The sequence below is a fragment of the Verticiella sediminum genome (assembly GCF_007558815.1).
In the GTDB taxonomy this organism is placed as follows: Bacteria; Pseudomonadota; Gammaproteobacteria; order Burkholderiales; family Burkholderiaceae_B; genus Verticiella; species Verticiella sediminum.
In genome coordinates this window covers 75,210-88,844 of record NZ_VLTJ01000042.1, presented here as the reverse complement: position 1 = coordinate 88,844, position 13,635 = coordinate 75,210, and the positions used below count along the sequence as shown (strand labels likewise).

Sequence of the window (13,635 nt, the reverse complement as noted above, 5' to 3'; positions counted from 1 at the left end):
GAGTCAGGAACCGGGTGGCGTGCGCACGACCAGCGCATCCAGCGCGAGCGCATCGCCCGGGCGCGCGATGAAGGGGTTCACGTCGATCGAGGCGATCTGCGCGGCGCCGTCGGCCGCGAGCGTGGACAGCCGGGAGATGGCGCGCGCCAGCGCGTCCAGGTCGGCCGGCGGGCGCCCGCGATAGCCCGTGAGCAGGGGATAGGAGCGCAGCTCGCGCATCATGGCGCGCGCCTCGTCCTCGCTCACCGGGGCCAGGCGCAGGGCGAAGTCCTTCTGCAGCTCGACGTCCACCCCGCCCAGGCCGAACATGACGACCGGGCCGAACACGGGGTCGAGCTGGGTGCCGAGGATGCACTCGATGCCGCCGCCCACCATGGGCGCCACCAGCACGCCTTCGAGGTGCGCGTGCGGCGCGCCCGCGCGCACGTCGTCCAGCATGGCCGCGTGGGCCGCGCGCAGGGCCTGTTCGTCGCGCAGGTTCAGCCGCACGCCGCCGACGTCGCTCTTGTGCGCGATGTCGGGCGAGAGCACTTTCAGCACCACGGGCCAGCCGACCGCCTGGGCGGCGGCCACGGCTTCGTCCGCGGTGCGCGCCGCGCGCGCCGGCACCGTGGGCACGCCCGCCTCCTCGAGCAGCGCCAGGGCCTGCAGCTCGGTGAGCGGCGCGCTGCCGGCGGGCAGTGTCACGGGCCCGGCGGCGGCCGGCGCGGCCGACGCTTCGGAGCGCGGGCGGCCCAGGGCCTGCAGCGCGGCCACCGCGCGGATGGCCGTGCTCGGATCGTCGTAGGCGAGCACGCCCAGCGCCTGCAGGCGGGCCTTGCGCTCGGGCGAGAACAGGGTCACGAACACCACCGTGCGGTCGGGAAAGCGCTCGCGCAGGGACGCGGCCAGGGCTTCGTTGCGCGGCCACATGGTGTCCGACAGGCCGCCCGCGGCCAGGAAGATGAGCAGGCTGCCGTAGCCGCCCTCGTCCAGCATGCGGTAGGCTGTCTCGTCGAGCAGCTCGGGCTGCGCGGTTACCTGGGCGGTGATGTCCACCGGGTTCACGGGCGCCGCGAAAGGCACCTTTTCGCGCAGCCACTGCTGGGTGTGCTCGGGCATGGGCGTGAGTTCCAGGCCGGCCAGGCTGGCATCGTCGGCCATCAGCGCGCCTACCCCGCCCGAGACCGTCAGCACGCCCACGCTCGGGTTGGTCGGACGCGGCGCCACCGAGAGCGCATAGCCCACGTTGAAGAAGTCCTCGATGGTGTGCGTGCGCCACACGCCGTACTCGCGGAACACCGCGTCGTAGACCGCATCGTCGCCCGCCAGCGACGCCGTGTGCGAGGCGGCCGCGCTGGCGCCCGCGGCGGTGCGCCCGACCTTGACGGCCACCACCGGCTTGTTCGCTGTCCGGGCCGCCGCCAGCGCGCGGCGCAGCCGGGCGCCGTCGCGGCAGCCTTCCAGGTAGAGCAGGATGACGCGGGTGCCCGGGTCCTTGGCCAGCCATTCGATGCAGTCGGCCACCTGGATGTCGGCCTCGTTGCCGGTCGTGGCCCAGTACGACAGGCCGAGCCCGCGCGCCCGGGCGAGCGCATAGGCGTAGATGCCGAAGGCCCCGCTCTGGCTGACCACGGCGATGTCGCCGTGGGCCACCCGGCCCGCCGCCACCGCCGGGGCGAAGGTCGCATAGGCGTTGCGGGCGATGTTGATGAAGCCCAGGCAGTTCGGGCCGATGAAGCGGATGTCGGCGGCGCGTGCGCGCGCGGCGAGGCGCTCCTGGGCCTGGCGGCCGGCATCGTCGACCTCCGCGTAGCCGGCCGAGAACAGCACGACGTTGCGCACCCCGGCGGCGATGGCGTCTTCCAGCGCCGCCTCGACCTGCTGGGCGGGGATCGCGAAGATGGCCAGGTCGATGGGCTCGCCGACCGCGCGCAGGCTGGGCCAGGCGCGCTGGCCCTGGACCGTGTCGCGGGTGGGGTTGATCGGATAGATGGCGCCGTCGAAGCCGTAGGAGAGCTGGTAGGTGAGCGGGATGCCCCCGATCTTCGTGGGCGTGTCGGAAGCGCCCACGATGGCGATGCTGCGCGGGGCGAAGAAGGAGTCGAGGCGGTCGATGGAGCTGGACATGGTGGACACGGCGGTGGCGGGCTTAACGGAGGCTGAAGGCGGCGGCGCTGCCGTCTTCCAGCATGTTGGCGCTGGCGTGGTAGAGGCTGCGCGAGACGTAGCTCGGCACCTGGCGGGCGCGCTCGCGCAGCCATTGCGCCTTCAGCGCGCGGGCCTCGGCGAACTCGGGCGCCTCGCCGCTGGCGGTGGCGAGCAGGTCGACCACGTGCAGGGCGAGCTGCAGCTCGCCGCGTTCGGCCAGCGCGCGCGCATGCGCGAGCACCGCGCCCTTGTCCTGGATGGCCTTGCCAATCTCGGCGGCAACGTCCGGCGGCGGCGCCGGGTGCAGGCTGGTCGCGTTGCGGTCCCACCAGCCGTTCTCGGAGCGGTAGATGTCGCGGGCGATGAAGTCCGGATCGCCATAGGTGGGCTTCATCCAGGGCTGCTCGAAGAGCTCGGGCGGATATTCCAGGCGGGCGAGCAGTTCGCGCTCGCCCAGCCCCTCGTTGAGCAGGCGGATCACCTCGGCATGCAGCCAGCGCAGGGCGCGCGCGGTGCCGCCGAGCACCGTCTGCACCTCGTCCTCGCCCACGATGTGCGGGCCGAACTCCCGGATCACCAGGCGCGGGCGCAGCGCGGCCAGCTTCTCCAGCGTGTCGGCCCAGCGCAGCGTGTGGCGCAGGGTGCGCAGCGGTGTGCCGATGTTCGGGATGTTGTCGAGCACGGCCGGGCCGCCGTACAGGATGCGCTGGTGCGGCATCCAGACCGAGATGGCGTCGTCGGTCTCGGAGGGCGCCCACAGCAGGTGCGCCTGGCGCTCGCCTTCGCCGAGCACCAGGACGTCGTCGAAGCCCTCGTCCGGATCGTGCACCGGCAGTTTGCCGCGCAGCGCGCCGGCCCGGGTGCGGAACTGCATTTCGGCCATGCGTTCCTGCAGGGGCATGGTGGCGCGGTAGCGCGCGTAGCGGCGCGGCACGTTGGCGTGGGCGATGACGCGCGGCCGCGCATGGCCGCGCTCGGCGGCGTCGGCCAGCCAGAGCGGCAGGCCGGCGTTGTAGCCGATGTGGCCGTGGCTGTAGGCGATCGCACCCAGGGGCTGGGGCAGATGCTCGCGCAGGTGGGCGATCATGCCGCGCGTGACCTTGCCGCCCGGCCCGGTGTCCACCAGGAGCAGGCTGTCGGGCAGTTCGACGACCAGGGACTGGCCCTGGCCGTGCAGGACGTGGATGCCGTCGGCCACGGATTCCAGGCCTTCCTTCGTCACGAGAAAGGCCGCGTCGTCCTTGGGGGATGCAGTAGTGCTCATCTGGAGGTTCCGGTTGCGAGGGTGGGGGCCGTGCGGGTGTCGCTGTGATCGGCCTGCGCGCTGCCGGGAGCGAGCAGGCCGGCGGTGCAGAAGTCGGTGAGCTGCGCGAGCAGGGTGTCGAGCGGCACGGCGCCGGCCGGTCCGTGCGCCAGGCGGCTCCAGTGCGCGATGCTGTAGACGGCTGTGTCGTTGACCAGGACCAGCCGCTGGCGGGCCACGCGAGGCGGCAGATGCCCGAGCTGCGTGAGCAGCATGTCGCGCACACGGCGCAGGCCGGTGACGCGCTGGCGCGCGATCACGCCGACGCCGAGCAGCCGCGGGCTGAAGGTGGCCTGGACCAGGACCTGGATGTACGAGGCGCCCCAGCCGGTGTCGCGCACGACCTCGCAGAGCGCGCGGAACGATGCGCTCAGCAACTGGTGGGCGGTGGGACATGGGTGCCCGGCGAGCAGGCGGTCGATCAGCGCGTTGCGCCGCTCGTTGACCTGGCCGAGGCGCAGGTTGAGCAGTTCGGACACCAGGGCTTCGCGCGAGCCGAAGTGATAGTGCAGGGCCGAGACGTTGCGCTGGCCGCTCTCGAGGACGATCTGGCGCAGCGACACGTGCTCGATGCCGCGCTCGGCGAACAGGCGTTCGGCCGTCTCGAGCAGGGTCAGCGAAGTTTCGGCGGCGCGCGCCATGCTGTCTCCGTGATTTTTTTAATTCATGTGCTTTATTTAATCTATATGCATTAGAAAGAGGACGTCAACCTAGGGTATGCCCGGGCCCTGCGCGCAGAGCCACGCGACTCATGGCGCCTTGCGTGCGCGTTCGGCCTCGCTCTTGACCATCTCCAGCAGCACGCGCGGATCCGGCTCGGGCAACGGCTTGCCATTGACGAAGAAGGTAGGCGTGGCGCGCACGCCCACCGCCTCCAGGTCGGCCACGTCCTGCGCCAGCACCTTGTCGACCGCACCCGTGGCCACATAGGCCCGGGCTTGTTCCAGATCCAATCCTGCCGCCCGGGCGAATTCCCAGGCCCGCTCGGTGGCGGAGTTGCTGTGGCTGGCCCAGACCGGCTGAGACTGCATCAATGCGTCCATGACAGGCTCGAAGCGGTTCTGCTGCCGCGCTGCTTCGAGGATCTGCACCCCGGCGACCGATGGCTCACGATGGAATGGCACGTAGCGGATCACGAGGCGCGCATCTTGAGGGTAGGCGGCCAGGATCTGCTTGACGTAGGGATGGAAGGCCCGGCAGGCCTCGCAGGCCGGGTCGAAGAATTCGACGATGGTGACCGGGGCATTCGCAGGTCCCTGGACGGGTGAGTGCTCCCGGACCATGACATCGAACTGTGTTGCGGCCCGCTCGGCCGCCTGCTGCCGGTCGTGGCGCTGGTAGAGAAAGACGGCCGTGGCGAAAGCCGCCAGGGCGACGAGTGCGGTGAGGAGAACGATCGTGGTGCGTCGGGTCATAGGGAGGTCCTGGAACGGGTCATGAGAAGCAGCGTGGCGATGGCGCCGAAGGCGGCCAGCGCCAGCAGGGGCAGCGGCAGGCCGCCTAGGATGGTCATGTCGGCACTGGTGCAGGACACGCCCTGGCTGCAGGGCATGATGCGCTCGGGGATCACGCCCAGGTAGAGCAGGCTGTGGAAGCCCGCCACCAGCAGGCCACCGACGGCCAGCGGTAGCGCATAGCGCCATGCGGCCGAGTCCGCGCGCAGGCTGGCCACGCCCAGCACGATGGCCAGCGGAAACATGAAGGTACGCTGGAACCAGCACAGGTTGCAGGGCGTCTGGTCCATGACCTCGCCCACGAAGAGCACTGCGAGCGAGGCGATCAATGCGACCAGCCAGGCGGCGAACAGCGGTGCCCAGCCCCCCCTGTCTCGATCCGATACCGCTGCCTCAGCCATTGGCGGTCTCCCGGTTGCGGAGCAGTCGGGACGAGTGGGCGAGGATGCCGATATCCGGGATCGACTGCAGCGCCGCCGCATGAATGGGTGGCAGCAGGCCGAAGGCCGCCAGCGCCTGCACGTCGGCGATGCCCGACAGCGCGCGCACGGCCTCGTCCACGCTGCCCCCGCAGCCGCCGCAGTTCATGCCAGTGACTGGCAGGGTGATGTTTTGCAGATTCGGAGGCCAGGTCATGGCGGTACTCCAGAGATCGATGAAGGGAGAAGGATGACGGGTTTTACAGCCAGCGCCGCACGCGCGCGGCGTAGGCATCAAAGTCGGTGCCGAAGCGCTCGCGCAGCGCGGCTTCCTCGGGCTTGGCAGCACCGCGAAGGCTGACAGCTTGCCCAGGTACAGCGCCCAGGCCAGCAGTGCAACCACCGCACAGGCAGATCAGGAGGAAGCGAGGCACTCCCTTGGAGGGCTGTTATTCAGTGCGACGGGCGCTAGAGCACCAAGTCAAGCCCCAAGTGAAATCGCTTAATCCAGTTCGCCCCGTTCCGCGCACTCCATGAGTTGGTCGATCACATAGCGGACTCTGGGTGCGAGAGCGGACTGGCGAACCCAGAGTATGTGGATGTCGACCAGGACGCCGGAATAGGCCTGAAGAACGGGCACCAACCGGCCTTGCTCGATGTGGGACCGCAACAGCGACACGGGCATCTGGCACAGGCCGAACCCTGCCAAGGCCGTCTCCACGATCGACTCGCCATCGCTCAGTTGGTGTGTGGCGGGCGGCGTGATGTGCGTCACCTGCCCACCGTCCTGCACTGTCCATTGCTGTGGCGGCCCGTGGGTCGTCCCGACGATGCATCGATGGCCGTTGAGATCGGACAGGTTCATCGGCACGCCGTGCGTCTGCAGGTAGCCGGGAGAGCCGCAGATCAGGCGTTCCTGGCTGGTCAGCTTGCGGGCGACCAGATGGCCGCTGTCGGGAAGCCGGCCGAAGCGGATCACAAGATCCGCCTCGGCCCGCATGAGATCGACGGTGGCATCGTTGAAGCTCATCGTCAGGGCCAGTTCGGGGTGCGGCGCTGCCATTTCCAGCAGGATGGGCAGCAGCACACTCTTGCCGAACGCCATCGGCATGTCGATGTGCACCCGGCCCCGCAGGACCTGATCGTACGGCGTGATCTGCGCCTGCGCTGCCGCAATTCCATCCAGCGCCACCGAACAGGCCTGGAAATACGCCTCGCCGTCGAATGTCAGTTGAAGGCGCCGCGTCGTACGCCGGATGAGCTTCACCCCGAGGCGTTCCTCGAGACGGTTGATGCTTTTTCCAACGGCCGACTTGGTCACGCCCAGGCGTTCGGCCGCCAGGGTAAAGCTGCCTGCTCGAACCACGGCGACGAACGCGCCAACGCCTGAGAGTGAGTCCGGGGACACGCGCTGCCCAGCCATGTGCCATTATCAACAGTGGAATTAATATCTACCAATTGTAGATTGAATCCGCCTTTATCAATATTTGGGCAACAAATATGATCAACATCGTCTTGGAGCACCAAGCAACCAGGCGTGCGATCAAGGCTTCATTCATTGGGCCGCGATCGGTAGGAAGACCGATCCGGCTGTGGATCGGAACTGACTCGGTTTGCGCCGCGCGTGCCAGGCCATGGGAGCTGGCACTTCCACTTCATCACCAAGAGAGGAATTGAACATGCCTGTAGTACGCGTCAGCTGGTTCGAGGGCAAGGACACCAAGGCAAAGCAGGCCGTCGCCGCCGAGATCACCGAGAGCATCGTCAAGAACACCGGGACGGATCCAAACTACATCTATGTGATCTTCGAGGATGTCGCCCCTTCGGATTGGGCGGGTGCAGGAAAGCTCTTCGGGCAAGCGAAGCCAGAGGAAAGCTGATCGCCCATTGCCGCGGGCCCCTGCACGAAAACCTCCCCGCGGCACATCACTCCCGGCCAGCCCGGCGCAGCACGATCGACGCCATTCACCCTTCGCGCCGAACATGCTGCGTATCAGCCCAACGCATGGATCCAACAAGATGTCCGAGGACAAGAACGGGCCCGCGCCGGAGGCGCCACGCAGGTCCTTGCACACAGCGTGACCCGCAATGGCGCCATCGCTTCGGTGGCAGCGGCTGGAGAGCCACGGGCACCAGAGCTTTCGGCATGGCAGTATTACGGCCGCACCGCGCGGGGAGCGCGCTTCGCGCTCGAGACGCAGATCAACCGCGACAACGTCGACAGCCTGGAACCGGCCACCGGCCGGGTGCGCTGGGAGTTCCAGACCGCGCACCACGGACCTTCGGGACTACGACGTGCCCTCGCAGCCGGTGCTGGTCGACCTCCCCGACGGCCAGGGCGGCACCATGCCGGCGCTGGTGCAGGTCACCAAGCGCGACCAGGTCTGCCTGCTCGACCGCCGCGACGGCTTGCCGCGGGCCGAAGTCCAGGAGAAGTCTGTCCCGCAGGAACACCAGGAAGGCGACCGGGTCAGCCCAACGCAGCCGTATCTGGTGGGCATGCCGGCCATCGGTACCGGATTCCCGGCCGCCGCATCATGGGGATCGTGCAGGGCGACGTAGTCTCGCGCACTTTCATTCCCGAGCTGATCGAGCGGTCCCGGCAGGGCCGCTTCCCGCTCGACCGGCTGGTCAAGTTCTATCGCTTCGAGGCGCTGAACCAGGCCATGGCCGACAGCAAAAGCGGCGTCACCATCAAGCCCATCCTGCGTTTCGCCAACTCGCTCTGAGTGCTACCCAGGCGCCTTTCCCAGGCCGACACCCAGTTTTAGAGAAGAGACAACCATGCAAACAGAACTCGTCATCGACAACATCCCCCGTGCCGCAGAGAACGGCGCCACCTTCGAACGGCGCCACCCCGTCAGCGGCGAATTGGTGAGCACCGGCGCGGCCGCCTCAGTTGCCGATGCGCTCGCGGCCGCCGAATCGGCGGCCAAGGCGTTCGCATCCTGGTCGGCTACTGGCCCCTCGACAGGCGTGCGGTCATCGACGAGTTCACCGAGATCAAGTGGATCACGCTAGAGGACCCAGCCCAGCCGTATCCATTCTGAGCGGCAACGCTGTCCGTTCATGGCTGTCGCTTGCTTGTCGGGAATGAGCCAGCGATCTTTTTTCGACTGTTCCGGCTGGTGCCGCTGCTGCGTTGGGAGTTCTGCGCGACCCTGGCGGTTCAGCAAGACCGGGACGCCGCTCGCACCTGATACTCCCTTGAAGCCCCTGATTGCTACTTTCCTCAATTCCGCGGCGTGCAACATCGCCATTCGCCTGACACTGGCCTCGATGATCGCGATGTCGGTCGCGACAGCGTTGGGGATGGAAAGCCCGTGGTGGGCGGCCATGGCGGTCTGGATGATCGGGCAGCCGCCGAGGGGACTGCTGTTCGAGCGCAGTCTGGCGCAACTGATCGGAACCCTGGTCGGCGCCGTGGCGGGAGCGCTGCTGGTAATCGCCGGAAGCGGATCGTCCGCCGTGTCGCTGGCGGGACTTGCCGCCTGGATCGCTGTCTGCTGCGGCGTCGCCAATGCGATGCGTCACCAACGCGCGTATGGCGCGGCGCTGTGTGGGCTGAGTTCCGCCGTCATCGTGGCGTTGACCCTGGGCACGACCCTCGACCCCTCGACGTTCGCCGCTGCACGGGTTCTGGACAACCTCATCGGCGTCGTCTCGGCGGTCGGCGTGGCGATCGCCCTCGGCCCGCCCACATCGGGCCCGGCCATCGCCGGCCGGGCCCGGACGGTGGCGACACAAGCGCTCACGCTGATCGCCGATGCCCTGACCGAGGACAGCGGACGACCACTGACGCGGGAACGCGAATTCCTGCTGTCCCTCGCCGCCGTCGAGGCCTCGGCCGAGGATGCCGTCGCCGGATCGATCGCCGGCCGGCGCAGGCTCGGGGAAATGAACGCGCTGTTCGCATTCCTTCTCGACCTGATCGTCGTCGCCCGCGCGATCCGTTCGCGCGAAGCCTCTTCGCAGGCGCCGGGGCATGCAGGCCTGATGGCGCTGCGCGAGGCGTTCGACGCATCTGCGAACGTACTGACCGCCGAGGGTGTTCTCGACGTCGAAGCGATCGATGCAGCATCCCGACAACTGGAAGCATCCGATCCGGTGCTGTCGCCCGTGCTGGGCGAGATGCGGATGCTGCTCGCACGCACCGCCCGCGTTTACCGGCGGTTCTCGGAGGGGAAAGGTGAATCCGCGCCGCAGGCGTCACGGCCCCACCCGGAGATCGCCGGCTTGCGGCTGGCGATGCTGCGCGGGGCGATCGCCGCCTCGGTCGCCGGGCTCGCCTGGCTTGCCATCGACTGGGAGCCCATGCGTTACCTGCTGCTTGGAACCTGCATCTTTACGGTGCTGTTCTCCATGGTGGACGAGCCCGCGCCCGCCGTTCGGCAGATCTTCCTGGGTGGCCTGGCCGCCGCGATCCCGGCGGTGATCTGGCGCCTGGTGGTGGTGCCGGAAGTCGGGGACGCCTGGCTTTCGCTGCTGCTGGCGGTGCCGTTCGTGTTCATCGCCTCGTTGCTGCAGAGCAGGCCAGCCACACTGGTCATCGGTCTGGCCTTCAACATGCTCTTCGCGGTCATGGCGCGGCCGGTAGATACGAGTGTGAGCACGCTGCCTCCCATCGTCGCCAACGAAGCGCTGCTGCTGGCCGGGATCGTGCTGAACTACGCGCTCTACCGCTGGCTGCTGCCGATGAACCCGGCCCGCCGCAGAATGCATCTGCGCGCCTCCATCCGCCGCGAGATCTCGGCGATCTCGATCCGCGCCGGGACGCCATGGGCCGAGCGCCATCTCGCACGCTTGCGCTACCTGGTCTTCAGCCTCGCGGTCCGGTCGCGCGGGCAGGTACAGCAGGTCGAGGATGCCCTGGCCGCGCTGACGCTGGGCCATGCGCTTTTCAGGCTGGGGGAAATGCAGACGGCGGATCTGGCGCCCCTGGCGCGCGACGCCGTTCGGGAAACGCTTCGCCTGGCCTGCGCGCCGCTCGACGACCCGCATCGCGCGGGCGTGATATTGCGAGAGTGTGCCCGGCGACTTGGCCAGGCCGATCCGCAGGGCAATCGACCCGACGGCGAGCAGACGACCAGGATCCGCTGGCTGCTCGGGCTGGCCGCCCGGGAGTTCAGCGAGCATGCGGCCATGTTTACCGCAACGGGCAACCCGGGCCGTCCTGCGGGTTGACGCCACATCATGATCAGCAGCGACGTCGAACCGACTGGATTACGGCCGGCCCCTTCGACGCCCCGCGCTCGGCTCTTTATCCGGAAGCCGGCGGATCGGGGTTGCCGGGAAGTGAACGGCAACTGCGCAAGGGGCGGCGAGCCGAGCCGCCCGAGATGCAAGTGATTGACCTAGTGGAAATGCGAACCGGCCAGAAAAGCCGCTTCGGCCTGGCTGTCGGCCGCGATGACGTGGTCCCCGACCATCACATGGAGCCTGGCCAGCACCGGGGATGGCGCGGCTCGATCCGGCGTTGCCGCAGTCGGCCGTCGCCAACACCATCGAGCCGCTCACCCATAGCGGATTCGGCCGCTCGGCCCGGAATGGCCGGTTGACCCGGTCCGGCGGGCATGGCGCCTTGGCGTCCCCTACGGTCGTGCCTGCTCGGGCAACGCATAGGCAATGAGGTAGTCGCCATAATCCGGTGCCGCCCTGGAACCGCTTGCAGTCACCACGACATACTGCCTGCCATCAGCCGGAGAAGTGAACACCAGCGGTGTGGAGCCGCCTCCCACCGGCAACGGACTCTTCCAGACCACTTCGCCGGTCATGACATCGATCGCACGCAGGTAGTAATCCGAGGTGGCGGAGAAGAACACCAGCCCCGAACCTGTTGCCACCGCACCGCCCAGGGTCGGCATGCCGAGTTCAATTGGCAGATGGGTCTTCATACCCAGGGGACCGAATTGCTCGGGCGTGCCCAGCGACCGGTGCCATATGACCCTGTGCGTATTCATGTCAATGGCCGCCATCGTGCCGAAGGGCGGCGTCGTGCACGGCACGCCCAGGAAGGACTGCACCATGCCTCGCTCGGCACCATACGGTGTGTTGGCCATCGGAATCACGCCACCGACACCTTGTACCGACTTGTTGGCCAGCCGTTCGTTCGTCTCCTCGCGGGAGAGCAGCCGCCCCTTCATCATGATCCGCATGTCGTTGACGATCATGATGTCGTGTTGCTTGTCCATCGACTGGCCACCCCAGTTGTTGGTACCGTACCAGGAAGGATTTTCGAGATACCACTCCAACTGCGGCGGCGTGTAATCGCCCTCGTAATGAAGTCCCTTGAACTGCACGCGGCAACTCAGTTGATCGATCGGCGTGATACCCCACATCTTGGCCTCAGTCAGCACGGTGTCGCGCATCTGGGGCATGCCCACGGAATAGGGCTGTGTCGGCGACAGGCGTTCCCCTGGTACGCCCTGGGTGGGTACCGGGCGCTCCTCAACCCGCGTGAGCGGCATGCCTGTGCGACGATCCAAGACGAAAATCTCTCCGTTCTTACCCGCCTGCACGAGCGCCGGAACTCGTCCCCCCTTGCCATCGGGCATGTCGTAGAGCACAGGCTTGGACGGAAGGTCGTAGTCCCACACGTCATGATGCACGAGCTGGTATACCCAGCGTTCTTGGCCAGTGGTGGCATCCAGAGCAACGACCGACTGGGACACGCGCTCCGACTCAGGCGAACGCAGACCGCCGAACAGGTCTGGCGTGGCACCGCCCGTGGGCAGATACACCATGTTCAACTCGGCGTCGTAGCTGGGCGTGGCCCACATGTTTGGCGTACCGCGGGTGTAAACCTCCCCCTCAGCCGGCTTACCTGTCTTGCCAGGACGACCAACATCCCAGGCCCAGGTCAATTCACCGGTGACGGCATTGAAGGCACGCACGACGCCCGAGGGTTCATCGGTGGACTGGTTGTCCATCACCCAGCCACCGACGATGAGGTTGCGGCCCGCCAGCAGCGGCCCCGAGGTGGGGTTGTAGAAGCCTGGGATGACCTTGCCCATGCCCTCGGCCAGATAGACGGTTCCATCTTCGCCAAAGGAAGGCACCGGTTTGCCGGTCGCCGCGTCCAGCGCGATCAGACGCATGTCGCCCGTGGTGAGGTAGACACGCTTCTTGCCCGGTGTGTCATTGGACAGCTCGGGAACCTCGAAATAGGCCAACGAGCGGCACCGCATCCAGTTGGCCGTAGAGGCCGGCGTCACCTCGGGATCGAAGTGCCAGAGTTTCTCGCCAGTGTCGCCGCGCACCGCAAAGACCTGCCCCGACTGAGTGCAGGGATAGAGCGTATTGCCGATCTGCAATGGTGTGTTCTGGTTCTCCCTGCCATCCGCACTGATGTCTCCAGTGCGCAAGGTCCAGGCAACCTGCAACTGGCCGACATTATCCTTGGTGATCTGCGTATCCGGCGAGAACTGTTCACCCGTCGTGGTGCGTCCGAAGCCAACCCAGTCCTTGGGCTCAAGCTCCGGCTTGTAGTCCGCAGCAACCTGAGGCGTCGCACCGTTCCTGACGAGCCAGACGGGGGAAAAAGCGCCCACGAAGGTTGTCACCAGCCCAACGGCGGTCGCACCGGCGAGTCCGAAAGCCAGGCCGCGTATGCGCGGAATGCTCTTGGCTCCGGGCAAACACGGAACGCAGAGGGCCAGGAGCAAGCCGAGAACAGCGAATAACCCAAGCCGCGCAGCGAGGGGCCAGAATTGAAAGCCAGCCTCCCAGAAGGACCACAACGCGGTGACAACGAAGAACCCCAGATACAGGTAGGCCGCACGCAAGCTGAGCCTCACGAGCAGCATCGCAGTAGCGATGAGCGCGATGCCCGCGGGCAGGTAGTAGAGGGAGCCACCAAGCATGATCAGCTTGGTGCCGTTGTAGACGAAATACAGTCCGACCAGGCCAAGCACCAGAGCCAACAGGGTCGTATAGAGTCTTAGTGCGGCAGACACCTGCCTGTCGGCAGGCTCAGCTTGAAATGGCATGACATGTTCTCCTAGAGGAACCGCCGCCAACCTTCCACACAGTCGGAGATTCCGAAATGGCCGTGTGCCGCGTTGAACCAAGCCAGGGGACTCGTCCACGACGGGAAGGCGCCAGTTTACGGCGTGTGGCATCCGCCTATTGGGGCCACGACACAGAACCGTGAACGCTAGCTCAGTGCGGCACCTCATGAGGCCACGGGGGACCCACACGTTTCCAGCCAGAGATGACGGGAAAGAACGAACTTCGCAAAGCCAAAGCCCGCGAACCAATGTAATCGAGCAACTATATTTCACGGCGCACGCATGATAAATATGGTCTAGAGCACCACAATGTGGACTTT

General features: G+C 67.1%; 13 protein-coding genes. 5 read left to right on the top strand and 8 right to left on the bottom strand.

Annotation, left to right across the window (positions count from 1 at the left end):
* Nucleotides 1–3 precede the first annotated feature (3 nt).
* From FOZ76_RS24670 to FOZ76_RS24640, 7 genes are all read right to left on the bottom strand, one after another.
* Nucleotides 4–2,109, bottom strand: coding sequence for an acetate--CoA ligase family protein (locus FOZ76_RS24670; RefSeq protein WP_143950950.1), 2,106 nt, complete (start codon nucleotides 2,107–2,109; stop codon nucleotides 4–6).
* A gap of 22 nt (nucleotides 2,110–2,131) precedes the next feature.
* Nucleotides 2,132–3,394, bottom strand: a complete 1,263-nt coding sequence (locus FOZ76_RS24665; protein ID WP_143950949.1) for an alkyl sulfatase dimerization domain-containing protein — start codon at nucleotides 3,392–3,394, stop codon at nucleotides 2,132–2,134.
* Nucleotides 3,391–4,074 (bottom strand): TetR/AcrR family transcriptional regulator, encoded by a 684-nt coding sequence (locus FOZ76_RS24660; RefSeq protein WP_143950948.1) that lies wholly within the window; start codon nucleotides 4,072–4,074, stop codon nucleotides 3,391–3,393. Before FOZ76_RS24660 ends, FOZ76_RS24665 begins: the two co-directional genes overlap by 4 nt.
* A 108-nt stretch (nucleotides 4,075–4,182) precedes the next feature.
* A complete protein-coding gene (locus FOZ76_RS24655) occupies nucleotides 4,183–4,848 on the bottom strand; it encodes a DsbA family protein (protein WP_143950947.1) in 666 nt (221 codons plus the stop codon).
* Complete coding sequence (locus tag FOZ76_RS24650; RefSeq protein WP_143950946.1) at nucleotides 4,845–5,288, bottom strand: disulfide bond formation protein B; 444 nt, start codon at nucleotides 5,286–5,288, stop codon at nucleotides 4,845–4,847. Before FOZ76_RS24650 ends, FOZ76_RS24655 begins: the two co-directional genes overlap by 4 nt.
* The gene (locus tag FOZ76_RS24645; protein ID WP_143950945.1) at nucleotides 5,281–5,709 is read right to left on the bottom strand and encodes a heavy-metal-associated domain-containing protein; all 429 of its coding nucleotides are present in this window, start codon (nucleotides 5,707–5,709) and stop codon (nucleotides 5,281–5,283) included. The genes FOZ76_RS24650 and FOZ76_RS24645 overlap by 8 nt, the downstream gene beginning before the upstream one ends.
* Before the next feature lie 99 nt (nucleotides 5,710–5,808).
* Entirely contained in the window at nucleotides 5,809–6,729 is a 921-nt protein-coding gene (locus tag FOZ76_RS24640; RefSeq protein ID WP_143950944.1) for a LysR family transcriptional regulator, read from the bottom strand.
* 256 nt (nucleotides 6,730–6,985) lie between these two features.
* On the opposite strand from FOZ76_RS24640, the gene FOZ76_RS24635 reads away from it, so the two are divergent.
* The 5 genes from FOZ76_RS24635 (at nucleotide 6,986) to FOZ76_RS24615 (ending at nucleotide 10,490) form a co-directional block, all read left to right on the top strand.
* Nucleotides 6,986–7,186, top strand: coding sequence for a tautomerase family protein (locus FOZ76_RS24635; protein ID WP_143950943.1), 201 nt, complete (start codon nucleotides 6,986–6,988; stop codon nucleotides 7,184–7,186).
* A gap of 415 nt (nucleotides 7,187–7,601) precedes the next feature.
* A complete protein-coding gene (locus tag FOZ76_RS24630; RefSeq protein ID WP_211366495.1) occupies nucleotides 7,602–7,868 on the top strand; it encodes a hypothetical protein in 267 nt (88 codons plus the stop codon).
* Nucleotides 7,844–8,035 (top strand): hypothetical protein, encoded by a 192-nt coding sequence (locus FOZ76_RS24625; RefSeq protein ID WP_211366492.1) that lies wholly within the window; start codon nucleotides 7,844–7,846, stop codon nucleotides 8,033–8,035. Before FOZ76_RS24630 ends, FOZ76_RS24625 begins: the two co-directional genes overlap by 25 nt.
* A gap of 55 nt (nucleotides 8,036–8,090) precedes the next feature.
* Complete coding sequence (locus FOZ76_RS24620; protein ID WP_143950942.1) at nucleotides 8,091–8,327, top strand: hypothetical protein; 237 nt, start codon at nucleotides 8,091–8,093, stop codon at nucleotides 8,325–8,327.
* A 186-nt stretch (nucleotides 8,328–8,513) separates the two neighbouring features.
* Entirely contained in the window at nucleotides 8,514–10,490 is a 1,977-nt protein-coding gene (locus tag FOZ76_RS24615; RefSeq protein ID WP_211366488.1) for an FUSC family protein, read from the top strand.
* Nucleotides 10,491–10,897: 407 nt separating this feature from the next.
* Here the strand turns inward: FOZ76_RS24615 and FOZ76_RS24610 are convergent, their stop codons facing one another.
* Nucleotides 10,898–13,294, bottom strand: coding sequence for a membrane-bound PQQ-dependent dehydrogenase, glucose/quinate/shikimate family (locus tag FOZ76_RS24610; protein ID WP_143950940.1), 2,397 nt, complete (start codon nucleotides 13,292–13,294; stop codon nucleotides 10,898–10,900).
* Nucleotides 13,295–13,635: the final 341 nt, after the last annotated feature.

What these genes read in the sequence shown, in the direction of transcription:
- FOZ76_RS24670 (WP_143950950.1), bottom strand. Translation starts at nt 2,109, where the DNA reads ATGTCCAGCTCCATCGACCGCCTCGACTCCTTCTTCGCCCCGCGCAGC.
- FOZ76_RS24665 (WP_143950949.1), bottom strand. Translation starts at nt 3,394, where the DNA reads ATGAGCACTACTGCATCCCCCAAGGACGACGCGGCCTTTCTCGTGACG.
- FOZ76_RS24660 (WP_143950948.1), bottom strand. Translation starts at nt 4,074, where the DNA reads ATGGCGCGCGCCGCCGAAACTTCGCTGACCCTGCTCGAGACGGCCGAA.
- FOZ76_RS24655 (WP_143950947.1), bottom strand. Translation starts at nt 4,848, where the DNA reads ATGACCCGACGCACCACGATCGTTCTCCTCACCGCACTCGTCGCCCTG.
- FOZ76_RS24650 (WP_143950946.1), bottom strand. Translation starts at nt 5,288, where the DNA reads ATGGCTGAGGCAGCGGTATCGGATCGAGACAGGGGGGGCTGGGCACCG.
- FOZ76_RS24640 (WP_143950944.1), bottom strand. Translation starts at nt 6,729, where the DNA reads ATGGCTGGGCAGCGCGTGTCCCCGGACTCACTCTCAGGCGTTGGCGCG.
- FOZ76_RS24635 (WP_143950943.1), top strand. Translation starts at nt 6,986, where the DNA reads ATGCCTGTAGTACGCGTCAGCTGGTTCGAGGGCAAGGACACCAAGGCA.
- FOZ76_RS24625 (WP_211366492.1), top strand. Translation starts at nt 7,844, where the DNA reads ATGGGGATCGTGCAGGGCGACGTAGTCTCGCGCACTTTCATTCCCGAG.
- FOZ76_RS24620 (WP_143950942.1), top strand. Translation starts at nt 8,091, where the DNA reads ATGCAAACAGAACTCGTCATCGACAACATCCCCCGTGCCGCAGAGAAC.
- FOZ76_RS24610 (WP_143950940.1), bottom strand. Translation starts at nt 13,294, where the DNA reads ATGCCATTTCAAGCTGAGCCTGCCGACAGGCAGGTGTCTGCCGCACTA.